Source organism: Micromonospora sp. RTP1Z1 (assembly GCF_033804685.1).
GTDB lineage: Bacteria > Actinomycetota > Actinomycetes > Mycobacteriales > Micromonosporaceae > Micromonospora.
Window position 1 is genome coordinate 74,515 of record NZ_JAPFQV010000012.1, and the last position, 23,057, is coordinate 97,571.

General features: G+C 71.8%; 24 protein-coding genes. 17 read left to right on the plus strand and 7 right to left on the minus strand.

What is annotated here, in order from left to right; all coding sequences use genetic code 11:
• Positions 1 to 80 precede the first annotated feature (80 nt).
• Together SLP03_RS09310 and SLP03_RS09315 are read left to right on the plus strand one after the other, a co-directional pair.
• Complete coding sequence (locus tag SLP03_RS09310) at positions 81 to 269, plus strand: hypothetical protein (protein ID WP_319460126.1); 189 nt, start codon at positions 81 to 83, stop codon at positions 267 to 269.
• A gap of 176 nt (positions 270 to 445) precedes the next feature.
• Positions 446 to 1,018, plus strand: coding sequence for a GNAT family protein (locus tag SLP03_RS09315; RefSeq protein ID WP_319460127.1), 573 nt, complete (start codon positions 446 to 448; stop codon positions 1,016 to 1,018).
• 152 nt (positions 1,019 to 1,170) lie between these two features.
• On the opposite strand, the gene SLP03_RS09320 is transcribed toward SLP03_RS09315, so the two are convergent.
• Positions 1,171 to 2,322 (minus strand): epoxide hydrolase, encoded by a 1,152-nt coding sequence (locus SLP03_RS09320; protein ID WP_319460128.1) that lies wholly within the window; start codon positions 2,320 to 2,322, stop codon positions 1,171 to 1,173.
• 146 nt (positions 2,323 to 2,468) lie between these two features.
• Positions 2,469 to 3,263, minus strand: a complete 795-nt coding sequence (locus SLP03_RS09325) for a protein phosphatase 2C domain-containing protein (protein WP_319460129.1) — start codon at positions 3,261 to 3,263, stop codon at positions 2,469 to 2,471.
• 217 nt (positions 3,264 to 3,480) lie between these two features.
• Here SLP03_RS09325 and SLP03_RS09330 point away from each other — a divergent pair, with 217 nt between their 5' ends.
• The 8 genes from SLP03_RS09330 (at position 3,481) to SLP03_RS09365 (ending at position 9,548) form a co-directional block, all read left to right on the plus strand.
• Positions 3,481 to 3,714 (plus strand): hypothetical protein, encoded by a 234-nt coding sequence (locus SLP03_RS09330; RefSeq protein ID WP_319460130.1) that lies wholly within the window; start codon positions 3,481 to 3,483, stop codon positions 3,712 to 3,714.
• Positions 3,715 to 4,046: 332 nt separating this feature from the next.
• Positions 4,047 to 5,201, plus strand: coding sequence for an epoxide hydrolase (locus tag SLP03_RS09335; protein ID WP_319460131.1), 1,155 nt, complete (start codon positions 4,047 to 4,049; stop codon positions 5,199 to 5,201).
• Positions 5,202 to 5,413: 212 nt separating this feature from the next.
• Positions 5,414 to 5,620, plus strand: coding sequence for a hypothetical protein (locus SLP03_RS09340; RefSeq protein ID WP_319460132.1), 207 nt, complete (start codon positions 5,414 to 5,416; stop codon positions 5,618 to 5,620).
• A 106-nt stretch (positions 5,621 to 5,726) separates the two neighbouring features.
• The gene (locus SLP03_RS09345) at positions 5,727 to 5,993 is read left to right on the plus strand and encodes a hypothetical protein (RefSeq protein ID WP_319460133.1); all 267 of its coding nucleotides are present in this window, start codon (positions 5,727 to 5,729) and stop codon (positions 5,991 to 5,993) included.
• Between the two features lie 92 nt (positions 5,994 to 6,085).
• Positions 6,086 to 8,194 (plus strand): prolyl oligopeptidase family serine peptidase, encoded by a 2,109-nt coding sequence (locus tag SLP03_RS09350; protein ID WP_319460134.1) that lies wholly within the window; start codon positions 6,086 to 6,088, stop codon positions 8,192 to 8,194.
• Positions 8,191 to 8,316, plus strand: coding sequence for a hypothetical protein (locus tag SLP03_RS09355; RefSeq protein ID WP_319460135.1), 126 nt, complete (start codon positions 8,191 to 8,193; stop codon positions 8,314 to 8,316). The genes SLP03_RS09350 and SLP03_RS09355 overlap by 4 nt, the downstream gene beginning before the upstream one ends.
• The gene (locus SLP03_RS09360) at positions 8,276 to 9,235 is read left to right on the plus strand and encodes a helicase-related protein (RefSeq protein WP_319460136.1); all 960 of its coding nucleotides are present in this window, start codon (positions 8,276 to 8,278) and stop codon (positions 9,233 to 9,235) included. Before SLP03_RS09355 ends, SLP03_RS09360 begins: the two co-directional genes overlap by 41 nt.
• 184 nt (positions 9,236 to 9,419) lie before the next feature.
• Positions 9,420 to 9,548 (plus strand): hypothetical protein, encoded by a 129-nt coding sequence (locus SLP03_RS09365; RefSeq protein ID WP_319460137.1) that lies wholly within the window; start codon positions 9,420 to 9,422, stop codon positions 9,546 to 9,548.
• A gap of 51 nt (positions 9,549 to 9,599) precedes the next feature.
• On the opposite strand, the gene SLP03_RS09370 is transcribed toward SLP03_RS09365, so the two are convergent.
• Entirely contained in the window at positions 9,600 to 10,448 is an 849-nt protein-coding gene (locus SLP03_RS09370) for an alpha/beta hydrolase (protein WP_319460138.1), read from the minus strand.
• 151 nt (positions 10,449 to 10,599) lie between these two features.
• Here SLP03_RS09370 and SLP03_RS09375 point away from each other — a divergent pair, with 151 nt between their 5' ends.
• From SLP03_RS09375 to SLP03_RS09390, 4 genes are read left to right on the plus strand one after another with little or no spacing between them, the layout of a single operon-like run.
• Positions 10,600 to 11,574, plus strand: a complete 975-nt coding sequence (locus SLP03_RS09375; protein ID WP_319460139.1) for an ABC transporter ATP-binding protein — start codon at positions 10,600 to 10,602, stop codon at positions 11,572 to 11,574.
• Between the two features lies 1 nt (position 11,575).
• The gene (locus tag SLP03_RS09380) at positions 11,576 to 12,376 is read left to right on the plus strand and encodes an ABC transporter permease (RefSeq protein ID WP_319460140.1); all 801 of its coding nucleotides are present in this window, start codon (positions 11,576 to 11,578) and stop codon (positions 12,374 to 12,376) included.
• A gap of 28 nt (positions 12,377 to 12,404) precedes the next feature.
• A complete protein-coding gene (locus tag SLP03_RS09385; RefSeq protein WP_319460141.1) occupies positions 12,405 to 13,535 on the plus strand; it encodes a sensor histidine kinase in 1,131 nt (376 codons plus the stop codon).
• A 31-nt stretch (positions 13,536 to 13,566) separates the two neighbouring features.
• Complete coding sequence (locus SLP03_RS09390) at positions 13,567 to 14,190, plus strand: response regulator transcription factor (protein WP_319460142.1); 624 nt, start codon at positions 13,567 to 13,569, stop codon at positions 14,188 to 14,190.
• Positions 14,191 to 14,229: 39 nt separating this feature from the next.
• Here the strand turns inward: SLP03_RS09390 and SLP03_RS09395 are convergent, their stop codons facing one another.
• Complete coding sequence (locus SLP03_RS09395; protein ID WP_319460143.1) at positions 14,230 to 15,675, minus strand: alpha-amylase family protein; 1,446 nt, start codon at positions 15,673 to 15,675, stop codon at positions 14,230 to 14,232.
• A 300-nt stretch (positions 15,676 to 15,975) separates the two neighbouring features.
• On the opposite strand from SLP03_RS09395, the gene SLP03_RS09400 reads away from it, so the two are divergent.
• The 3 genes from SLP03_RS09400 to SLP03_RS09410 are packed head-to-tail and all read left to right on the plus strand — an operon-like array spanning position 15,976 to position 19,033.
• Entirely contained in the window at positions 15,976 to 17,403 is a 1,428-nt protein-coding gene (locus SLP03_RS09400; RefSeq protein ID WP_319460144.1) for a hypothetical protein, read from the plus strand.
• Entirely contained in the window at positions 17,400 to 18,866 is a 1,467-nt protein-coding gene (locus tag SLP03_RS09405; RefSeq protein WP_319460145.1) for an NADH-ubiquinone oxidoreductase-F iron-sulfur binding region domain-containing protein, read from the plus strand. Before SLP03_RS09400 ends, SLP03_RS09405 begins: the two co-directional genes overlap by 4 nt.
• A gap of 20 nt (positions 18,867 to 18,886) precedes the next feature.
• On the plus strand, positions 18,887 to 19,033 hold the full coding sequence (locus SLP03_RS09410; protein WP_319460146.1) for a hypothetical protein: 147 nt from the start codon (positions 18,887 to 18,889) through the stop codon (positions 19,031 to 19,033).
• 303 nt (positions 19,034 to 19,336) lie between these two features.
• Here the strand turns inward: SLP03_RS09410 and serS are convergent, their stop codons facing one another.
• From serS to SLP03_RS09430, 3 genes are all read right to left on the minus strand, one after another.
• Complete coding sequence (gene serS, locus SLP03_RS09420; RefSeq protein ID WP_319460147.1) at positions 19,337 to 20,623, minus strand: serine--tRNA ligase; 1,287 nt, start codon at positions 20,621 to 20,623, stop codon at positions 19,337 to 19,339.
• A gap of 92 nt (positions 20,624 to 20,715) precedes the next feature.
• Positions 20,716 to 21,795, minus strand: a complete 1,080-nt coding sequence (locus SLP03_RS09425) for a MerR family transcriptional regulator (RefSeq protein WP_319460154.1) — start codon at positions 21,793 to 21,795, stop codon at positions 20,716 to 20,718.
• A gap of 47 nt (positions 21,796 to 21,842) precedes the next feature.
• Positions 21,843 to 23,030 (minus strand): saccharopine dehydrogenase family protein, encoded by a 1,188-nt coding sequence (locus SLP03_RS09430; RefSeq protein WP_319460148.1) that lies wholly within the window; start codon positions 23,028 to 23,030, stop codon positions 21,843 to 21,845.
• Between the last annotated feature and the right edge of the window lie 27 nt (positions 23,031 to 23,057).

The following is a 23,057-nucleotide window of genomic DNA, read 5'->3' on the forward strand; positions in this document are numbered from 1 at the left end:
CCGCGGCGACGGCACCCAGTGGGTGCGTCGGGCACCGAACTCCCGACTCATCCCGGAGGGCAATCCGTACATCCTGGGGGATGCGGGCGAGCCTGGACGTGATCGGCAGCCAGCACGTCTACGGCCTGGAGGGGCACGACTCCGGGCAGCTCGGCCTGAAGGAGCTGCTGCTCACTCCGCCCCGCAACCGGGCACACCGGGTGGACGAGGCGCGCGGACGGCAAATTGTCGAGTTGGTCCGCGGCGCCAAGATCCGGCCGAACGGATGACCGTGCCGTGTACGGCGGCGGACGCGACCGTTTGGGAAACCGACGGCGGCGGACCCCTCAGCAATACCAGTAGCGCGGCGGGGGGTTGATCGTCAGGATCGAGCCCGTGCCTTCTGATCTGTGGCCCCAATACGGCCTCACCATCTTCACGCCACGACTCGAGCTTCGCCTGCCCCGTGGAGGAGGAACTGGCGGAGCTTGCTCACCTCGCAGGCAGGGGCGTGCACCGCGCGAACGAGCGTCCGTTCCTGACGCCTTGGACCGACGGCAGTCCTGAGGATCGGGCGCGGTTCGTGCTGCAGGGACACTGGGGTCAGCTTGGAGGCTGGAGCGTGGCAGCCTGGCGGCTGGGGCTTGGGGTCTTCCGTCACGGAGAGCCGCTTGGCGTGGTCACGCTGCGAGGGCGTGACTTCCCGGTTGTTCGGGAGGTCACGACATCCGCGTGGCTGGGAATCGAACACCAGGGCAAGGGCTACGGAACCGAGGCTCGGGTCGGCCTGCTGACCCTAGCCTTCGACCACCTCGGCGCGCGTGCCGCGCTCACCGAGGTGTTCCAGGACAACCATGCCTCTCAGGGCGTGTCTCGCAAGCTCGACTATGAGTACGACGGCATCTCGGTTGACGCCCGCGGCGACGAGGCCGTCGTATCCGACCGCCTACGGCTTACCCGGGAGAGATGGATTCAGGAGAAGCGGCCCGCGGTGAGGGTGGACGGGATGGCAGCTTGCCGGCCGATGTTTGGCCTCTGACAGCATCCGCTGCGGAACACGTCCGACATTGCCGAGTTGAGGGCGTTTGGCAGGTGCATTGAACGCGACGCCAATTCACGGGTAGCTTCTCGACCGATGCATGCGGAAACCGACAGCGGGGCCGGGCCGATGTGACCCGGCTCCCTTGCTGATCAGTACGGGCGAAGCGACGTGAAGAATTGCCTCAGTTCGCTGGCGAGCAAGTCCGGTTCCTCCAGCGGCATGAAGTGTCCGCCCCTACCTGGTTCGCTCCAATGCCGGATGTTGGTGCAGGCGCGTTCGGCGATCTCGCGCGGGAAGTTGGCACACGACGGTTCGGTGCTCACCGTGAACGCGGCGGGCACCGTGATGTCGGGTCGTGGGCTGTTGTGGTCGAAGTCGAAGTACTGCCGGAACGAGGAGCCGATCGTGCCGCTCGCCCAGTACAGGGTGATGATCGTCAGCAGGGTATCCCGGTCGAAACGGCTCTCCAGGTCCCCGTGGTTGTCACTCCAGTCCCGGTACTTGTCGATGAGCCAGGCGGCCAGTCCGGCTGGGGAGTCACTCAGCGCCGCCGCGATGGTGTCCGGCCGGGTGCCCATGATGGCGCTGTAGCCGCCATCGGTCTGGTCGTACGCCGCCTCGGCATCGAGATACGCCTGCTCGGCGGGCAACAGTGGATGGGAGTCGAAGCTGGCCGGGAACGGTGGGTGGATCATATGAATGCCGACCACCTGCTCGGGATACAGGGCGCCCAGCCAACCGGTGACCACACCGCCGACATCGCCACCGAAGGCCCCGTAGCGCTGGTAGCCAAGGACGTCGGTCATCAACAGGTGCAGCGTCTGCGCCATCGCAGCGCGGGTGAGCGGACCTTTCGGCAGCTCCGAGTACAGAAAGCCTGGCAGCGAGGGAACCACCACGTCGAACGCGTCGGCGGGGTCGCCGCCGTGGCGGGCGGGGTTGGTCAGGCGATCGACCAGCGGCAGCATCTCCACGAAGCTGCTGGGCCAGCCGTGGCTCAGGATCAGCGGCAGCGGCGCGGGCGCGCCGGCCGGACGCGTCCCGGGTACGCGAAGGAAGTGCATGCGCCGGCCGCCGATCTGGGCCTGGTAATGCGGCAGTGCGTTGAGTTCGGCTTCCCGAGCGCGCCAGTCGAACCCGTCGGCCCAGTAGGACACCAGGTGCCGCAGGTAGTCGGGGTCGGTGCCGGCCTGCCATGGCTGATCGCCGCTGCGGGCGGTGAAGCGCGTACGGGCCAGTCGGGCCCGCAGGTCGTCGAGTACCTCGTCGGATACATCGATGCGGAACGGGGAGAAGGTCATTGTTCCTCCGGCTAGGAGGGCGCTCCCCGACGCGAAGTCAGCGGGCAGCGATGGCCGGGTGGAGCGCCCAGACGTGACATTGGGTGTTCACCGGGCTCACCTCCCCTCATCGCTGACAGGGGTCACTCTACACATCCTCTTCTCGGTCAGGCCTCGCCGAGGTCGGTACAGTGTGCGATCGTCGCATCGTCCGCCGCCACCGCGTGGCGCGCCTCCGCCTGCCGGACACGATGGATGATTTCGGCGGGTCCGCTCGACGCCAGGACGGCCATGACCCCTGGCCAGTCGGCGAGCCGGAGCCGGTCCACGATGCGGCTGGCTCCATTGCTGAGCAGGACGGCACCGGTCAGCTCGGAGATCGGACAGCTTCCGGTGATCGCCTCGTCTGCCGCCCGCGGGTCGTCCTTGGCCACCCAGAAGCCGCCCGGCTGGTTCCGGTTGGCGCGCAAGTCTCGGAGGACTCGGTGGTACTCGTGGCTACCCTCGGCGGCGGCCTCGAGCGCGGACCGGTACGACCGGCTGATGATCACCTCCCGGGGATCGGAGACGACGAGTGGCGCACCGTCTGCTCTGTCGAGCACGAGGACCGAGTCACCGAGCACCAGGTGCTCGATGAGGCCGTCGGACAGGCGCAGGATGGCTACGGTTGCCGACGGACTGATGGGGTCGGCGACGTCGCAGGTGTCCCGGTGACCGTCCGTCACCTGCTCGATGGCCTCGGCGAGCAGCGCCGACAGGCTGCGGTCCCGCACGAGTGACAAGAGGCTGAGGAGGCTGCCTCCCAGGCGGCTGGCGTACCAGGCCACGCCGTGCCGGCAGATCGATTCGGTGCCGGAGATGCCGGCGCCGTCGATCAGCACCGCTGCCGTCGGTATGGCGCCAGCGAAGTCCTCGTTCGCGTGGCCAGTCCGTGCCGCAGCGCTCGTCATCGTCACCCGCATGTCCTGCCGCCGCCCTCCCGCCGATTAAGGCGTCGACATTAACAACCGCCGACGCGCTTGGGGGCGCAGCCGGATTGCCGAGCGCTGGGTGAGTCGCAGGCTAATGCTGGGGTCAGGTCAGGGGTCATACCGGGGTCGTCCCCGACGCGGCGCTCCGTCCGACATTCCTAGGCTCTCCGGTTAGGTCGACATGCGTCACCAACACACGGAGTTGAGCATGCGGAAGATCGCAACAGTCGCAGGTTTCGTGCTCGGCTTCTATCTCGTCGGCCGGGCGCTCGTTGAACCGTTCGTGATCGATATGACAGATCCGAGCACCTATCGCCACGACTGGGGTGGCCCCAGCCTGTTCGGCGTGCTCGCCGTCCACTGTGGCCTTGGCCTAATTGCGGCCGCCGTCATGACGAGGATCCTGATCCGCCGCCGCGTCAGAACTCATCCTGCCCGGTGAACGCCGGATTTGGCGGCGCAGTCGCCGCGACAAACGACCGCTGATGCCGCTGGACATGCGCGCCGGCTTCGGCCGGGTCCGTCACCGATCGTGTACGGACACCGGTAGTTACGGCGCCTTCGAGTGCACGACCGGGCCGAGATCAGTGCGTCGGTGTAGTCACTCACCTCATGGAGTCGGCACGTGTCGCGCCGCCCGGATGTGGATGAGCGAGATATCCAGATGTTTGCGTGGGTGACATCGAGTTCAATGACGCCGGCCGTCAGGGGACCGAACCCTGAACTCACGGATGAAGCGCGGAACCGTCGGACCCTGGTGTCAGGCTGGCGATCATGAGGTCCTTCACCATCGAGATCCCCGAGTCCGTGCTCGACGATCTCGCAGCTCGGCTGTCCCGGACCAGGCTGCCCGCGCGTACTCCGGGTAAACGGTGGTCCGCCGGCACGGACCCGGACTACCTTCGGGGGCTGCTCGACTACTGGGCCACCGGTTTCGACTGGCGGGCCCGTGAACGCTGGCTCAATTCGTTTCCGCAGTACTTGGCGGATGTGGGCGGGCAGTCCGTGCACTTCGTCCGCGTCCCCGGTGTCCGCCCGGCCGGTGGCGCCGCGCCGATGCCTCTGGTGGTGACGCACGGCTGGCCGTACTCGTTCGTGGAGATGCTGCCGCTCGTGTCGCTGCTCACCGATCCGGCCGCGCACGGCGGCGACCCCGGCGACGCGTTCGACGTCGTGGTGCCCTCGCTGCCGGGCTACGGTTACTCCGCGCTGCCGGACAGTGGACCGGTGACTCCGGAAAGGGTCGCCGACACCTGGGCGCGGCTGATGACCGATGTACTTGGCTACCCCCGCTTCGGCACCTACGGCGAGGACATCGGCAGCAGCGTCAGCCACTGGATCGCCGCCGCGCATCCCGACCAGGTGATCGGGATCCACGTGGCCCAGGCCGCGTTCCCGCCCCCGGAGCGCAGCGCTGGCCTGACCGCCGCCGAGCAGGCGTTCCTGCAATGGTCGAGGGCCAAGTGGGAGGGCGGCGAAGGGTACGCCGAGATTCAGGCCACCCGCCCGGACACGCTCGCCGCGGCGCTGCTCGACTCACCGTCCGGCCTGGCCGCATGGCTGGTGGAAAAGTTCCAGCAGTGGAGCGACTGCGACGGCAACATCGAGCGCCGGTTCAGCAAGGACGACCTGCTGACCACGATCATGATCTACTGGGCGACCGGCACGATCGGGTCGTCGTTTCGTCCGTACTTCGACCGGTCGCACCGACTGCCCCTACCCGTTCTCACCGCGCCGACCGGGATCACGGTCGGCGTGGGCGATCTCGGAATGCCCAGATCGCTCGCTGAACGCACGTACACCGACATCCGCTTCTGGCATGACCTGCCCGCAGGTGGCCACTTCGTCGCCAAAGAGGAGCCTGGCCTCGTGGCGCACGACATCCGCGACTTCTTCCGCCCGCTCAGACATCATGAACATGAGCACTAGTCCAGAGTCTGTTCACGAGCAGGTCATCCACGAAGCAGGGGCCCGACGCGGCGCGTACGACGACCTCCGGTTGCCCCCGTGTTGCCGTAGACGTTCTCGCGCGTCCCGCCTTGCGCTCGCCGGAGCGCTGATTGTGATCGGTGCTCGTCGGGTAGGAGCACGTTGTCGTACTCATCTAGATGGCCCCGACGGGCCGCGGAAGGAGCGAACAGATGCTGGGACTCGAAGCGAAGCTGTCGAAGGACTGGGAGGGCAAGAGCGCCCAGGACCTCGCGGCCGCACCGGTCACCGCGATTCAGGGCGTGTCGGAGGGCGACGCGGACCTGCTGCTTAAGGCCTTCGGCATCAAGACCGTCCGGGACCTGGGCACCAACAAGTACTTCCGCTGGGCTCAGTCGATCGCGACGCTGGCCGCCTGACCGGCCACGCCGAGGAGGCCGGCTTTCGGCCTCCTCGGCGGCACGGCACTACGCGTGGTCGGCGTCGGATCAGCGTGATCGGCGACCTATGACCAAGACTGTAGCGATGTCCCAAGATATCGGGGGTGCGCCGCGCATCCAGGTAGCAATCACCGCTCTGCTCATCGTCGTCGGCGTGCTCGTCCTCTTCGTCCCCGCCGGTGACGAGGGTCCAGTCCTCGTGCCGGTCAGCGAAGGTCGCGGACTGTCCGCCGTAGACGGGGTCGGCGCGGCACTGCTGGCGTTGGGCGGGACCTGGCTGGAAGTGCTCGTGGTACGGCGCCTGCCGTACCTCGCCCTGCCCCCACGTGCCTTGTTCGGACTCGGCAGGTGATGCGCCCTCGTGCATGAACCTTACCGGTGGCGTGAGTCGCCATGCTGACATCTGGACATGGATGCGGGTCGCTCATCGGGATAGTTGCGAAGGTGGCGAGGTTGACCGATGAGGGCGATGACCCGTACCTCTGGCTGGAGGACCTTGATGGTCCGGACGCCGCCGGGTGGGTGCGGGACCGCAACGCGGAGACCGTCGCCGCGTTGACCGGCGGCGAGGCGTTCGCCGGCTTGCAGACCGAGATCCGGCAGGTGCTCGATGCCGAGGACCGCATTCCCTATCCGGGATGGCGTGGGGATCAGCTCTACTACAACTTCTGGACCGACGCGACGCATCCGCGTGGGATGTGGCGGCGGACGACCCTCGACCAGTACCGCCGGGCCGAGCCGGAGTGGGACGTGCTGCTCGACGTCGACGCGCTGGCGGCCGAGGAGGGCGAGAACTGGGTCTGGCAGGAGGTGACGGTACTGCGTCCCGGGTACGAGCGCTGCCTGATCAGCCTGTCCCGGGGCGGCGCCGACGCGGTCGTGGTGCGTGAGTTCGACCTGGGCCGGCGGGCCTTCGTCGAGGACGGCTTCACGCTTCCCGAGGCGAAGAGCGATGTCTGCTGGATCGACGCCGATCACATCTACGTCGGCACCGACTTCGGGCCCCGTTCGCTGACCTCCTCGGGCTACCCACGCCTGGCCAAGCGGTGGCGGCGAGGCACAGCGCTGTCCGCGGCGGAGGTCGTCTACGAGGGGCAAGCGGACGACATCGGCGTCTACGCCTCGCACGACCCGACACCCGGCTTCGAGCGCGACTTCGTGGGCCGCGGCCTGGACTTCTACCGCACCGAGAACTACCTGCTGACCGACGCGGGCGAGCGGACCCGGATCGCCGTGCCGGAGGACGCCCAGTGGGACGTGCACCGGGAGTGGCTGCTGATCCGGCTGCGCTCGCCGTGGACGGTCGGCGGGGCGACGCATCCGGCGGGCGCGCTGCTGGCGACCCGGTTCGACGCGTTCCTCGCCGGCGGGCGGGAGCTGGCGGTGCTCTTCCGGCCCGACGACCGCACCGCGCTGAGCTACCACTTCTGGACCCGGAACCACCTGATCCTGACCACCCTCGCCGACGTGAAGAGCCGGCTGGAGGTGTTGACCCCCGGCGAGACGGGTTGGCGGCGGAAGCCGCTCGCTGACGTGCAGGAGTTCGAGCACAGCCGGATCGTGGTCACCGACCCGGACCACAGCGACGCCTACCTGCTCGCCTCGGAAGGGTTCCTGCAACCGGCGACGCTGCGGCTCGGACAGGTCGGGGGCGCGGTCGAGACGCTCAAGCGGGAGCCGGCGTTTTTCGACGCGGACGGGCTGGTGGTCCGCCAGTGCTTCGCCACCTCGGCCGACGGTACGCGGGTGCCGTACTTCGTGGTGGGGGATCCGGGCGCGCCCGGTGGGCCGACACTGCTCACCGGGTACGGCGGGTATGAGATCTCCCTGACCCCGGACTACGACGGGGTCATCGGCCGGGGATGGCTCGCCAGGGGCGGCACGTACGTGGTGGCGAACATCCGCGGTGGCGGGGAGTACGGCCCCGAGTGGCACCGCGCCGCGATGCGGGAGAACCGGCCCAGGGCGTACGAGGACTTCGCGGCGGTGGCGGCCGAGCTGGTGGCGCGGGGCATCACCACGCCGGCGCGGCTCGGCATCGAGGGCGGCAGCAACGGCGGGCTGCTGATGGGGGTGATGCTGACCCGCTACCCGTCGCTGTTCGGCGCGGTCATCGCGCACGTGCCGGTGCTGGACATGCGGCGATACCACCGGCTGCTGGCCGGCGCGTCGTGGATGGCCGAGTATGGCGACCCGGACCGGGAGGTCGACTGGGCCTTTCTGCGCGAGTACTCGCCGTACCACAACGTCCGCGGCGACCGGCCGTACCCGCCGGTCCTGTTCATCACCTCGACCCGCGACGACCGGGTGCATCCCGGGCATGCCCGCAAGATGGCGGCCCGGCTGCGCGAGCACGGCCACGACGTCTCCTACTACGAGAACGTCGAAGGCGGGCACGGCGCGGCAGCCAACAACGAGCAACACGTCTTCATCTCGGCGCTGACGTTGGAGTTCCTGTGGCGGAAGCTGGCCGGACAACCGCACGCGCCCCTACCGCGCCAGGTCTCGACGGGCGCCACGGGTGAGCGGACGGGCCGTAGGATCTGGCGGTGATCGAGCTGAAGGCGCTGCAAGCGCAGGTCAAGACCCTGGTGGAGGATCTGCGCGGGCAGGTCGCGGAGGCGCCGGAAGGGGGTGACCACCTTCCTCTCCCACGCGTCGCTCTCCGTCGATGAGCGCCGCCGCGCCGAACAGGCATTCAGCGAGGCCCGGGACTGCGTGATCGTCTCCACCAGCACCCTCGAGCTGGGCATCGACGTCGGCGACCTGGACCGGGTGATCCAGATCGACGCGCCGGCCACGGTGGCGTCGTTGCTCCAACGCCTCGGCCGCACCGGGCGGCGGCCGGGGAGCAGTCGTAACTGCATCTTCCTCACCCTCGACGGGGACGCGCTGACCGAGGCGGCGGCGCTTCTGCTGCTCTGGGCCAGTGGCTGGGTGGAGCCGGTGAGCGCACCCCCCGAGCCGCGGCACATCGTCGCCCAGCAGCTGCTTGCGCTCTGCCTCCAGGAGCATCGGGTCGGCGACCAAATGTGGACGCAGGCGTGGAACGGGCTGCCGCCCTTCGGCGAGAGCGCCCGCCCGATCGTCCGTCACCTTGTGGACCACGGCTATCTCGACCAGGACGGCGGGATGCTGTTCATCGGCCCGGCCGCCGAACAGCGTTTCGGTCGCCGGCACTTCATGGACCTGACCGCGGTGTTCACCGGGCCCCCGGAATTCACCGTGCTGACCGGGCGGAACGAGCTTGGTCGCATCGACCCGAGCCTGCTCACCGAGGAGGTTCGAGGCGACCGCCGGCTGCTGTTGGGTGGCCGAAGTTGGCGCGTTACCTACATCGACTGGCGTCGGCGGCGGTGCTTCGTCGAGCCGGCCGACGGCGGCGGACGAGCCCGGTGGCGGGGCAGCGGCTGGGCGTACCTGGGCTTCGAGCTGAATCGCGCCATGCGGGATGTCCTGCTCGGTGAGGATCCGCCGGTCGCCATCACCCGCCGGGCGGCGGCCCGACTGGCCGAGGTACGTGCCGAAAAGGCGCACCTCGTCCATCCGGGCGGAACGGTGATCGTGCGGGAGAAGGACGGCGACCTGAGGTAGTGGAACTGGGCCGGTTTCCGGGCGAACGCCACCCTGACCGCGACCCTCGGCGAGGTCGTCGACCCGGTGGAGAGGTTCGACGACTGCAGCATTCGGCTGCGAGGACCTCACCCCACAAGCGTGGCGGTCGCTGACGGCGGACGCCGCGGATCGGCTGTGTCTGCCGGAGATCGACGAGAAGTCGGTGGTCGGCCTCAAGTTCAACGCCGCCCTGCCGACACGGCTCGCCATGGCGACCTTGGCAGCCCGATTGGCGGACCTGGACCGGGCGGCCACCGTGCTCGGCGAGCCCACCCGCTTCCTGACCGCCTGAGCTGGTGCATGAGGGGCTGGCCGGGAGCGGTTACCCGGGCAGTACCGCTCCTCACCAGCCGGGAGCCTCGCTGACCACGGTCGGCGAGAATTCGTTGGCCGCCTCGACCGCCCATTCCAGCGCGAAGTCGGCCTCCTCCTCCCAGCCCGGCTCGCCGCCGGCGAAGTGCGACCGCCCGGGGGAGCAGCGATACCCGGTGAGCGCGGTCGAGCTCCGGTAGAGGTTGGCGTTGGCGGAGACCACCGACGGCGGCACCACGTGGTCGGCGCCCCCGGCCATCAGCAGCAGCGGGGCCCGGTCGTCCCGCTTGTTGTCCACCTCGGTGGCCGAGTCGGGGTCCAGGTTGGCGAACGCCGCCTCGAACAGGACGTGTCCGGCACCGGGCACGGCGTACCGCCGCCAGGCCGCGTCGGACTCCTCCTGGGTCAGCGTGTTGCCGAAGGCGTACCGGAAGTCCTCGGCGGTGAACGGCACCGCGCGGTGCCGGTTGGCCGGGTTGTGCAGGATGGAGAACCCGGAGCGCAGCGTGCTGAGCGGCAGCCGCAGCACCCCCTTGACCGGGGCGGGGTGCACGCCGATCCCGGCGGCGCCGAGCCGCCGGTCGAGCAGCAGTTGCGTGATCAGGCCGCCGAACGAGTGCCCCATGATGATCGGCGGCCGGGGCAGGTCCCGGATGATTCGGGCGTAGTGGTCGGTGATGTCGGCGATCCGCTGCCCGGCGATCGGGGCGGGGTCGGCCCGCAGCTCTTCGACCTCGCCCTCCATCCCGGGCCACGCCGGGGCCAGCACGTGGAAGCCCTGCGCCGCGTACCGGTCGGCCCAGTGCTCCCAACTGCGCGGGGTCACCCAGAGCCCGTGGATCAGCACGATCGTGTCGACCCGTACCGTCGGTGCGCTCATGACCGGACCTCCCGGAGTGTCGCGACGCGCGGACCGGAGGCGGTTACCCGGTCCCGCCCGCTCCGCACCCCGGCGGGCCTGACAAATGTCACGGTCGGAAGGTGACGCGCGCTCCGGGAAACCGGGCACCGCGCGCGGGAGCATCATTGTCATGACCGACACCGCACCGGCCGTCGAACTGGCCGGAATCACCAAGACCTTCGGCCCGGTGACCGCCGTCGACGGGCTCAGCCTCCGGGTCGAGCCCGGTGAGGTGGTGGCCTTCCTCGGCCCGAACGGCGCTGGCAAGACCACCACCGTCGACATGCTGCTCGGGCTGGCCCGCCCGGACGCCGGCAGCGTCCGGCTCTTCGGCGGCACCCCCGCCGACGCCGTCCGGCACGGCCGGGTAGCCGCCGTGATGCAGACCGGCGGGCTGCTCAAGGACCTCACCGTCGCCGAGACGGTACGGATGACCGCGCGCTTCTACGGCCGGACCCGTCCGGTGGGCGAGGTGCTGGACCGGGCCGGCATCGCGCCGATCGCCGGCCGCCTGGTGGGCAAGTGCTCCGGTGGCCAGCAGCAGCGGTTGCGCTTCGCCCTGGCGCTGCTGCCGGACCCGGACCTGATGGTGCTCGACGAGCCGACCACCGGCATGGACGTCGAGGGGCGGCGGGACTTCTGGCAGGCCATCCGGGCCGACGCCCGGGCCGGCCGGACCATTCTCTTCGCCACTCACTACCTGGACGAGGCCGACGCGTACGCGGACCGGATCGTGCTGGTGCGGGAGGGCCGGGTGGTCGCCGACGGCACCACCGCCGAGATCAAGAACCTGGCCGCCGGTCGGGTGGTCCGGGCCACCCTGCCCGGCGCCGACCAGGCCGTGCTCGCCGCCCTGCCCGGCGTCCGGGCGGTCGAGGTACGCGGCGACGCGGTGCTGGTCCGCACCGACGACTCGGACGAGGTCGCCCGGCACCTGCTCACCCGCACCGCCGCCCGGGACGTCGAGATCACCTCCCGCAACCTGGAGGACGCATTCCTCGCCCTCACCACCGACAGCCTCACCACCGACAGCCTCACCACCGGCGGCCCGGCCGCCGACAGCCTGACCGCCGACCGTCCGACCGCCCAGACCATCGGAGCCTGAGATGACCGTCGCCGCCCCGTCCGCCCCGTCCGCCACCCACGCTGACCGGCGGCCCCCCGCCCTCGGCGGGTTCTCCACCGCCGTGCTGGCCATCGAGATCCGCCGGGTCCTGCGCAACCGCCGGACGATGATGTTCATCCTCGTCATGCCGGCGGTCTTCTTCCTCCTGTTCGGACTCCCACAGCGGGGGCAGGAGCTGCCCAACGGCCGCCCGGTCACCGCCTGGATCATGATCAGCCTCGCCGTGTACGCCGCCATGGTCGCCACCACCAGCGCCGGCGCCGCGGTCGCCACCGAGCGGGCGCTGGGTTGGAGCCGGCAGCTCCGGGTCACCCCGCTGCGCCCCGGCGCGTACGTGGCGACGAAGGTGGCCACCGCCATGGTGCTCGGGCTGATCGCGGTGCTCGTCGAGTTCGCCGTCAGCGCGGTCGCCGGGGTGCGGGTGCCCGTCCAGGTCTGGCTGGTGGCCGGGCTCGCCGCCTGGCTCGGCTCGCTGGTCTTCGCCGCCCTCGGGCTCTTCGTCGGCTACCTCGCCCCGGCCGAGAACGTCATGCAGTTCATGGGCCCGATCCTGGCGATCCTGGCCATGCTCGGCGGCCTCTTCGTCCCGCTCGACGTGCTGCCGCACGCGCTCCAGCAGATCGCCAAGTTCACCCCGGTGTACGGGGTCGGCCAGCTCGCCCGGGCCCCGCTGACCGGGGCCGGGATGGACTGGGTGGCGCTGGGCAACCTGGCCGGCTGGACCGTGCTCTTCGGCCTCGGCGCGGCCCGGCTGTTCCGCCGCGACACCACCCGCGTCTGACCGCGACGGGGAGGTTAGCGTGTTCCGGATGGACCTCCCGTCGGACCGGCCCCGGCCGGAGAGCCGCCACTGGCGGGTCACCGGCTGGCTGCTGGCCGCGGTCTGGCTCTTCTTCCTCAACATCCCGCTGCTCGCCGCCCTGCACCAGCCGGAGGTCTGGCGGCGGGTGGTGGGCGCGGCGACGCTGCTCGCCTTCGGGGTGTTCTACGTCTGCGTCTTCCAGTGGGCGCGAGCCCGGCGGCAGGAGCACCGGGGCATCCCCGCCGGCCGGGCGTGGGCGGCCGTGGCGTTGCTGCTCGCGCGCGGGCTGGCCGGCATCCCGGGTACCGGCGGCGACTGGTTGACCACGCTGGTCTTCGTCGCGGCGGCGGCGGTGTTCCTGCTGCCGAGCCGGCAGTCGCTGGTGGTGGTCGCCCTCGCCGCGCTGACCCCGCCGGTCACGGCCGCGCTGGTGCCCGGCTGGGAGGCGGAGGGCACCGTGGTCTTCGCGGTGCTGCTCGCCTCGTTCGCCATGTTCGGGGTGACCCGGCTGGCCCAGCGCAACAGCGAACTCCAGGCCGCCCAGCAGGAGATCCGCCGGCTGGCGGTGGCCGAGGAGCGGGCGCGTGCCGCCCGGGACCTGCACGACATCCTCGGCCACTCGCTGACCGTGGTCGCGGTGAAGGCCGAGCTGGCCGGCCGGTTGCTGGAACTGGATCCGGCCCGGGCGGCCACCGAGATCGCCGACGTGGAACGGCTGGCCCGGGAGGCACTCGCCGACGTGCGGGGCACCGTCGGGGCGTACCGGGGGATCAGCCTGGCCGGGGAGCTGGCCGGCGCCCGCTCCGCGCTGGCCGCCGCGGGCATCGCCGCGGAGCTGCCGGACGCGGCGCCGGCGCTGCCGGCCGAGCGGGACGAACTCTTCGGCTGGACGGTACGGGAAGGGGTGACCAACGTGGTCCGGCACAGCGGGGCGCGGCGCTGCGTGATCCGGGTGGAACCGGGCCTGGTCGAGGTCCGCGACGACGGGCGGGGGCCCGCCGCGGCGGCCGTGCCGGGCGGGCACGGGCTGGTCGGGCTGCGCGAGCGGGCCCGGCGGCTGGACGCCACGGTCACCGTCGGCCGCCGCCCGGACGGACCGGGTTTCCTGCTCCGCGTCGCCCTCCCGGTGGACCGGTGAGCGCGGCGCGCCGGTGTCGGGTGAGCCGGCGATGAGTGGTCCGATCCGGCTGCTGCTCGCCGACGACCAGGCGCTGGTCCGGGGGGCGCTGGCCGCGCTGCTCTCGCTGGAGCCCGACCTCACCGTGGTCGCCGAGGTGGGGCGGGGCGACGAGGTGGTCCCCGAGGCCCGCCGCACCACGCCCGACGTGGCCCTGCTGGACGTCGAGATGCCCGGCCTGGACGGGATCGCCGCGACCACCGCGCTGCGCGCCGCCATGCCCGGCTGCCGGGTGCTGGTGGTGACCACCTTCGGCCGCCCCGGCTACCTGCGGCGGGCGATGGAGGCGGGCGCCAACGGCTTCGTGGTGAAGGACACCCCGGCCCGGCAGCTCGCCGACGCGGTACGCCGGGTGCACGCCGGGCTGCGGGTGGTCGATCCGACCCTGGCCGCGGAGACCCTGGCGACCGGGGCCAGTCCGCTGACCGAGCGGGAGACCGAGGTGCTACGGACCGCCCGGGCCGGCGGCACGGTGGCCCAGCTCGCCGCCGTGCTGCACCTGTCCGAGGGGACGGTGCGCAACCACCTCTCCGCGGCGATCGGCAAGACCGGCGCCCGGAACCGGGCCGATGCGGTGCGCATCGCCGAGGAGAACGGCTGGCTGCTCGGCGAGTGAGCTCGGGACCTGCCGCCGGACCGGGCCGGCCGGGCCGGGTCAGGGCAGCTTCGCGCCGATGTGGATGGCGACCGCGTCGTGGGCGTTGATGTTCGCCGCGAACCAGCCGCCGGCGTCCACCGTGATCACCGGCCCGCTGCACGAGCCGTTGCCGAAGTCGCCGTGGATGACGTCGCAGTACCGGCCGGCGGGCAGCCCCGTGTAGTAGGAGCGGCCGGTGACCGCGAAGTCCTCGTCGTTGACGCTCAGGTAGCCCTTGCCGGCGCGGCTGAACGCGATGTGCTGGTAGCCGTTGTCGTACCAGTTGGCCACCGCGGCGCCCTGGGTGGCGTTGTTGAACGCGACCATGTTGGCGATCACCCGCCAGCGGTGCTCGCACTGCCAACCCGAATAGCAGGTGGTGTTGAGCGTCTTGTTGTTGGCGTCCGACGGCGGGCCCTGGTCCTTGTTGCTGAACGTGAAGCTCGACATCACCGTCGGCGACCCGTACGGCCAGGCCAGCATGAAGGCGTTCGCCAGCGCGTAGATGCCACCGTTCTTGTACGTCAGCACCCCGCCGTCGCGCTGGGTGTCGTGGTTGTCCACGAAAACCTCCGCCGAACCGGTGGGCAGGTAGCCCCACGCCTCGCCGAAGTTCCTCAGGTACGCCAGCCGCTCGCTGTTGAACATCCGGGCGAGGTCCTTGCCGTACCGGAACTCGTGCACGTCGCCGTTGCCGGTGTACTCGGTCGGCTGGATCGGCTCGCCACCGCCGTAGATCACCTCCTGCACGATGTACGCCGAGCGGGAGAGCTTGCCCTTGATGGCGGCGATGTCGGCGGCCGGCATGTGCTTGCTGGCGTCCAGCCGGAACCCGTCCACGCCGAGCGAGAGCAGGTCGTTCAGGTACTCGGCGATCTTCGACCGGACGTAGTCCGACTCGGTCCTGAGGTCAGACAGGTTGACCAGCTCGCAGTTCTGCACCTCGTACCGGTCGTTGTAGTTGACGATGTCGTCGCCGCCGTTGCGACCGCAGTGGTGGAAGTCCTGGGTCTGGTAGATGCCCGGGTAGTCGTAGTGCCCGTACGACGAGCCGGCCCAGCCGGTGCCGCCGTTGTCCTGGCCGGACATGTGGTTGATGACGGCGTCGACGATCACCTTCACGCCGGCGGCGTGGCAGGTGTTCACCATGGACTGGAACTGCGCCCGGGTGCCCTTGCGGGACTCGATCCGGTAGCTGACCGGCTGGTAGGCCACCCACCACTGGTTGCCCTTGACGTGTTCCTGCGGCGGGGAGACCTGGACGTAGCCGTAACCCTTGGGGCCCAGCACGGAGGTGCACTCGCTGGCCACGGAGGGCCAGTTCCACTCGAAGAGCTGGGCGATGACCTTCTTGGTGCCGGCCGGGGCCGCAGCGGCCGGGGGTGCCGCCACGGTGGTCGGTACGAGCAGGCTGGCGATCATGCCGAGGGCGAGGATCGCCGAGCGGCATCGGCGTCGATGCATCGGGACTCCTGGGGGTGCGGGGGCGGGGGTGGTGCGGCGCGGGGGAAGGGATCTCAGTGCCGGCTTCTTGCAACACCGAACTGAAATTTTCGGCAAGGTTACAAGCGTGTTGCAACGGCTGTCAACGGATAGAAATACGTCGTTGCAAACGGCGCTACACCCGCGCCCGGGGCGGGACGGTTCGACCCGCCGGCCGAAAAATTCACCACCGCGCTGATCCGCTCGCCGCGCCGCTCCGTACCTGAGGAGGGAGCAGGGTCGGCCGGTGGGGCGCCGCCGTGAGACACGATCGAGGAGCAGATGGCCCGGGCAGAGCAGAACGAGAAGGCGGCGACCGTCCGGACCGCCAGCACCAGTCGAGGTGCCCGGACCCGGTCGACGTCCGCGATGGTCGCGCTGACCGTGTCCGCGCTCGCCGTCGCGTGGGCCGGCGTCGAGCTGGCCGGCGCGGGCAGCGCGATGTACACGTACGGCTTCTTCTTCACCGAGTTCTTCGCCGGGGTGGTCACCCTGATCTCGCTCAGCCTCACCGTCATGATGGGGCTGCTCGCCACCGACCGGCTGGTGCTGCTGATCCGGCACCGGGTGCTGCTCCAGTCCGCGCACCGGGCCGCCGGCATCCTCGGCGTCGCCGGCCTGGTGTGCCACGTGATCACGAAGATCTCGATCGGCCGGGCCGGTCCGACCGACGCCGTGGTGCCGTTCATCGGTGGCCGGGGGCTCTACGTCGGACTGGGCACGGTGGCATCCTTCCTCATGGTCAGCGTGCTCTGGACCGGCCTGATCCGGGTCCGCTTCGCCGGGGTCGGTCCGAAGTGGTTCTGGCGGTCGCTGCACTCCATGGCGTACGTCTCCTGGCCGTTCGCCCTGATCCACGGCCTGAACGTCGGGCGGCCGGCGCAGTCCTGGGTGGTGGTGAGCTACCTCGCCTGCGTGCTGCTGGTGCTGGTGGCGCTCCTGGTCCGCCTCTCGATGTACGTGGGCAAGCGCAGCCGGGAGCAGCACCAGGCCGCCGCGCTGAACAAGGCGATGGCGGGCAAGCCCGCCGAGGAGAGCCGGGGCCTGTTCGCCGGCCTGGCCCGCCGGCGCTCCGGCGAGGAGGAGAAGACCGGCTCCGGCCGGGGCCGGGCGGGCGGCTGGGCCGAGACCACCGCCACGTCGTGGAGCGCGCCGGCCGGCACCGCCCGCCGCCGTGACCCCGACCGGTTCGCCGTACCGGTGGTGCCCGAGCCCGGCTCGCTGCGGGAGCCCGTCCGGGCGGTGACCCGGCGGCGCACCGCGGAGCCGGAGCCCGCCAGCCGGGGCCGGACGGACGAGCGGTCCGCCCGGCGGTACCGGGACGAGGAGGAAAGCGTCTCCCGCCGGTCCCGGGCCGAGCTGGACGCCCGGTACTCGGCGCCGCCGCAGCGGCGGGTCGAGCCGGAGGAGCCGTGGGACAGCCCGCGCCGGTGGCAGAGCGCCGAACAGCCGGTCTCCGCGGCGCCGCGCAGCGGCGCCGCCCGGCACAGCGCCGAGGACGAGGTGCCGGAGGAGCCGGACTACTGGCGGCCGCCGGCCCGGTACGTCGCGGACGACCTGCCCGTCGACGACACCCCCACCCTGGTCGACCTCGCCTCCAGACGGGCGCGGAAGGCCGCCGGCGAGAGCCGGTCGTCCCGGCGGCGCAAGGCCAGCGCCGACGCGGTCGACGGGGCGTACTGGGCCGGGCTGCGGGGTGAGGCCAAGTGATGCGGACGACGGTGCCGCCGGTGGCCTGCGTCGGCGAGCCCCGGCTCAGCGCCGGCTTCGCCGAGTTCGGCCGGCTCGACCTGCTGGCCCACGAGGAGGTGCACGGCCCGATCGGGCCGATGGAACCCGCCAGCCTGCTCCGGCTGGCCGAGGCCATCGACCTCAAGGGCAAGGGCGGCGCCGGCTTCCCGTTCGCCCGCAAGCTGCGCGCCGTGCTGGAGTCCTGTGAGCGGCAGAGCCTCTCCGCCATGGTGGTGGTCAACGCCTCCGAGGGGGAACCGGCGAGCTGGAAGGACAAGGTGCTGCTCACCCGGGCGCCGCACCTGATCCTCGACGGCGCCGCGCTGGCCGCGTACGCGTTGGACGCCGAGGAGATCGTCATCGGGGTCGCCGACGACGACGTGGGGCGTCCCTCGCTGACCGAGGCGCTCCAGGAACGCCGGATGCCGGTGCCGACCAGCATCGTCACCGTGCCGCACCGGTTCATCTCCGGCGAGGGTGGCGCGCTGGTCAACGGCATCAACGGCCTGCCACACATCCCGCCCGGCACCAAGAAGCGCTCCAGCGACTCCGGGGTGGCCGGGCTGCCCACCCTGCTCTCCAACGCCGAGACCTTCGCCCAGCTGGCGGTCGCCGCCCGACTCGGCCCGTACGAGTACGCGGCGCTCGGCACCGACGACGAGCCGGGCACGGTGCTGCTCACCGTCACCGGGGCGGCCGGCCGACCGGCAGTGGTGGAGTGCGCCGCCGGCACCCCGCTGCGGGAGATCCTCGACCTCTGCGAGGTGCCCGAGGGGCCGGGGATCCTGATGGGCGGCTACCACGGCAAGTGGATCACCCCCGAGGCCGCGGGCCGGGCGGCGGTCTCCCGCAAGGGGCTGACGGCCGTCGGCGGCACCCTCGGCGCCGGCATCATCGTCCCGCTCGGCCGGGACACCTGCCCGCTCGGCGAGGCCGCCCAGGTGGTCCGCTACCTGGCCGGCGAGTCCGCCGGACAGTGCGGACCGTGCAAGATGGGGCTGCCCGACCTGGCCCGCGCCGTCGACCTCGCGGTCTCCGGCAGCGCCCCGGACGAGATCGTCCGGGCCGCGGCCGGCGACGTGAAGGGGCGCGGCGCGTGCAGCCACCCGGACGGCACCGCGCGGTTCGCCCTCTCCGCCGTGGAGGTCTTCGCCGAGGACCTGCGGCTGCACACCACCGGCGAGGGATGTGGCAAGCGGGTCAAGGGCGTGATGGGCCTGCCGGGAGCGCCCGACGCCAACCCGCAGAAGCTCACCCTGGACTGGTCCCGCTGCGACGGGCACGGGCTCTGCGCGCACGTGGTGCCGGACTTCATCCGGCTCGACGCCAACGGCTACCCGGCCTTCCCGTCCACCCCGGTGCCGACCTGGCTGCGGGAGGGCGCGCTGAAGGCGGTCAAGGTCTGTCCCGAACTCGCGCTCCGGCTCGCCAAGGCCGAGTAGCCGACCGAGAGGAGGCGCGGATGTCGCGTCGTACCACAGTGGCCCGCCGGGCCACCGCCGCCGTCGCGGTCGCCGCGCTGCTGGGCGTCGCATCCTGCGCGGTCGGCCCGGAGCCGGTGTCGGGCGTGGCGCGGTCGGCCGCGCGCTCACCGCGACCGCCGGGCTGACCCTCGGGTACGTCGTGGTGTTCGGCGCGTTCGGCCTGGCCCTGGCGCCGCTGGCGGACTGGCTGCGCCCCCGGCTGCCCTGGACCACCGTGACGCTCGGCCTGCTGGTGGCCCTGCGGCGTCGGGCGACGGTCGCCGCCCGAGGCGGTGGACCCGGGCCCGAAGGCCCCGCGGCGGTGGCCGGGCGCGCGGCTGCCGGTCCGCCGGCGGCGGAGCTGGTCGGGGAACCGAGGCGCCGAGGCGACCCGGGACGCCGAACGGCGGGGTCGGGAGGACCCGACGCCCGCCATTCGGCGCTTGCGGTCAGCGGATCGGAGTGAGCCGGTCGGTGCCCAACTTGTCGCGGAGCACCTCCGGCACCAGCACCGAACCGTCGGGTTGCTGGAACTGCTCGAGGATGGCCGGGAAGAGCCGGCTGGTGGCCAGCGCCGACCCGTTCAGGGTGTGTACGAAACGAGTCTGCTTGCCGCCCGGCTCTCGGTAGCGGATGGCCGCCCGGCGGGCCTGGTAGTCGCCGCCCCAGGAGACCGACGAGACCTCCTTGTACTTGCCGGTGCTCGGCATCCAGACCTCGATGTCCAGGGTCTTCTTCATCGCGGCGCTGGAGTCGCCGGCGGCGAGCAGGCTGCGCCGGTAGTGCAGGCCCAGCCCCTCGACCAGGCTCTCCGCGTGGGTGAGCATCTCCTCCAGCGCGGTGCCCGCCTGTTCCGGCAGGGTGAACTGGAAGATCTCCACCTTGTTGAACTGGTGGCCCCGGACGGTGCCGCGCTCGTCCGAGTGCGAACCGGCCGACTCCCGGCGGTAGCACGGGGTGTAGGCGAACGCCTTCAGCGGCAGCTTCGCCGTCTCGAGGATCTCGTCCTGGTACGCCCCGAGGATCGCCGTCTCCGAGGTGGGCAGCAGGAACTGCCCGCGCGGGGCCGACTCACGGTCCAGGTGGTAGACGTCGTCGTAGAACTTGGGGAACTGGCCGGCGGCGAAGCCGGCGGTGTCCAGCAGCAGGTGCGGCGGGAGCAGGAACTCGTAGCCGGCCTTGATGTGCTGCTCGACGAACCAGTTGAGCAGCGCCCACTCCAGCCGGGCGCCGACCCCGGTGTAGATCCAGAAGCCCGAGCCGCCGAGCTTGACGCCACGCTCGTAGTCGACTAGGCCCAGCGCCCGGGACAGCTCGACGTGGTCTCGGACCTTCTCGATGACCGGCGGCTCGCCGAACGTCTTCACCACCCGGTTGGCCTCCTTGCCACCGGGGACGACGTCCTCGGCGGGCAGGTTGGGCAGCTCGCTCATGGTGGTCCGGAGCCGGGACTGCACCTCGTCCAGCTGGGACTCCAGCTCCGCGAGCTGCTTGCGCTCTGCCTCCGGCGCGACGGACTCCGGCGCGGTGCCGGCCCGCTTCGCCTGCGCGTACGCCCGAGCCTCGGCCTTGCGGCGCTGCCGCTCGGCGTCGATCTCGCTGATCAGGGCGCGGCGCTCCTGGTCGAGCCGCTGGATCTCGTCCAGCGCCCGGTTGACCTCGGCGGGATCCAGACGCTTCGCCAGCGCGGTCGCCACCGCCTCGCGATCCTTCCGGATCAACTCCATGTCGAGCATGCTGCTCGTACGCCTCCGTCCAGGCAGTCAGGTGGGACCCCCAGATGCTACCGTCGCGCCCCCCTCGCGCCCTCCCGCACCCGTGACCGGCCTCAGAGCCGGACCGGCATGAGAACCGAGAAGGCGTGCTCGTCGTCCGGGCGGCGCACGGCCAGCGGGGCGATCGGCCCGTCCAGCTCCAGCAGCAACTGGCCCCGGTCGCCGGCGTCCAGGGCGTCCAGCAGGTACTCCCGGTTCACCCCGACCCGGACGGCGTCCGCGCCCGGCGCCTCGTCCGGCCCGACCACCCGCAGCCCGCCCCGCGCGTCCAGCCCCAGCACGGTCACCTCGGCGCGTACCCCCTCGTGCTCCTTCACCAGCACCGGGGCGTCGGCGCCGGCCACCGCCGCGCGCAGCGCCACCACGTCCACCACGACCCGGTGGGTGGGCGCGCCGGTCACCAGACCGTGCAGCAGCCGGCGGTAGTCCGGGAAGTCGTACGGCAGGGGCGCGGTGTCCACCGTGCGGCCGGCGACCGCGACCTCGACGCGCTCCCGGTCGATGGTGACGTGCGCATCCGGGGTGATCCCGGCGCCGGTGTCCAGCAGGGCGCGCGCCTCGTCCACGAACCCGACCGGGACGAGCACCCGCACCGGCGGACCGTCCACCTTCCACCCGGTCCGGGCCACCGCCAGCCGGTGCCGGTCGGTCGCGACCAGGCGTACGCCCTCCGGCTCGACCTCGAGCAGCACCCCGGCCAGCACCGGCAGCTCCGGGTCGGCGCCGACGGCGAAGCGGACCGCGTCCACTGCGGCGGCGAGGTCGGCACGGCGCAGTACGAGTCGGGTGGTCATCGGGGTCTCCTCGGGGTCGATCAGGGCACGGACCCGGGAGAGCTCACGGCGGGCGTCGGCGAGGCCGTCCTCCAGCCGGCGCAGGTGCGCGTCCAGCAGCCGGCCGACCACCGCCGGCTCGGACCGGTGCCGCAGCGCGGCGCCGATCTCGGCCAGCGGCATGCCGACCCGGCGCAGGCCGGCCACCAGCCGGGCCGGGGCGACCTGGTCGTCGGTGTACCAGCGGTAGCCGGTCACCGGGTCGACCAGCGCGGGCATCAGCACGCCGGAGCGGTCGTAGAACCGCAGCGCGCTCACGGTCAGCCCGCTGGCCCGGGCCAGCTCGCCGATGCTGCGCAGTTCGCTCTCCACAACGACCGATCCTGTGCCCTCAACCCGGTCGAGGGTCAAGCCGCCGGGCGCTCGTCGAGCACGCGGAACGTCATCCCCGCCTTGACCAGGCGTTCCAGCAGCGCGTCGCCCATCGCGGTCACCGGGGTCACCTGCCCCGAGGTCGGCGGCAGGTCGTCGCACGCCAGGCAGAGCGCGGACTCGGCGAGCATCTTCGCCGTCTCGTCGTACCCGGGGTCACCGCCGGCCACCTCGGTGAGCACCGTCCGGCCCCCGCCGGCGCCGACGAAGCGCACCGTGAACCAGGACTTCGCCCGCTGCTCGGCGGTCGGTCCCTGCCCGGAGGTGAGCCGGCCGAGCAGCCAGCGCCGGGTCGGCGGCAGCTTCACCAGCCCGACCAGGCCGGCCATGCCGACCCCGGCGAGCAGGATCGTCGGAAGCCGCTTCACCGCGGCGAAGTGCCGGTAGCGGAAGTCCGGGCCGTACTCCGGGCGGGCCGCCGCCGAACGGCGGACCACCTGCGGGTCGATGGTCGGCAGCGGCACCGCCCACCTGCCGATCTCCTTCGACCGGCCCACCTTCCCGGGCACCGCCCGGACCCGGCGGCCCGTCGGGCGCGGCTCGACCGCCTTGCGCGCCTTCGCGGCCCGGCTCATCTCCCCGGTACGGGAGAACGCGGTCAGCGCCGAGTGGTACGTCCCGGCGGAGAACCTCCCGCCGGCCCGGACGAAGCCGTCCACGGTGATCGGCCCGTCCGACGGGAGCTGCTTGACGGTGTACCAGGCGCCGAGGTCGTGCGGGATCGAGTCGAAGCCGCAGGCGTGCACCAGCCGGGCGCCGGTGCGGACCGCCTCGGCGTGGTGCCGCACGTACATCAGGTCGACGAACTCCGGCTCGCCGGTGATGTCGAGGTAGTCGGTGCCGGCGGCGGCGCACGCCGCGACCAGCGGCTCCCCGTGGTGGATGTACGGGCCGACGGTGGTGGCCAGCACCCGGGTGCTCTCGGCGACCGCGCGCACCGACTCCGGGTCGGTCACGTCGGCGGTCAGCAGCGGCAGCCCGGCCAGCGCCGGGTCGATCGCGGCGAGCCGGTCCCGCACCGCGGCCAGCTTGCCCGGGTTGCGGCCGGCCAGCGCCCAGCGCAGCCCGGTGGGGGCGTGTCGGGCCAGGTACTCGGCGGTGAGCGCGCCGGTGAAGCCGGTCGCGCCGAACAGGACGAGGTCGTACGGGCGGTCGTCGCGCATCCGCTGAGTGTGCCACCTGCCGGCGCG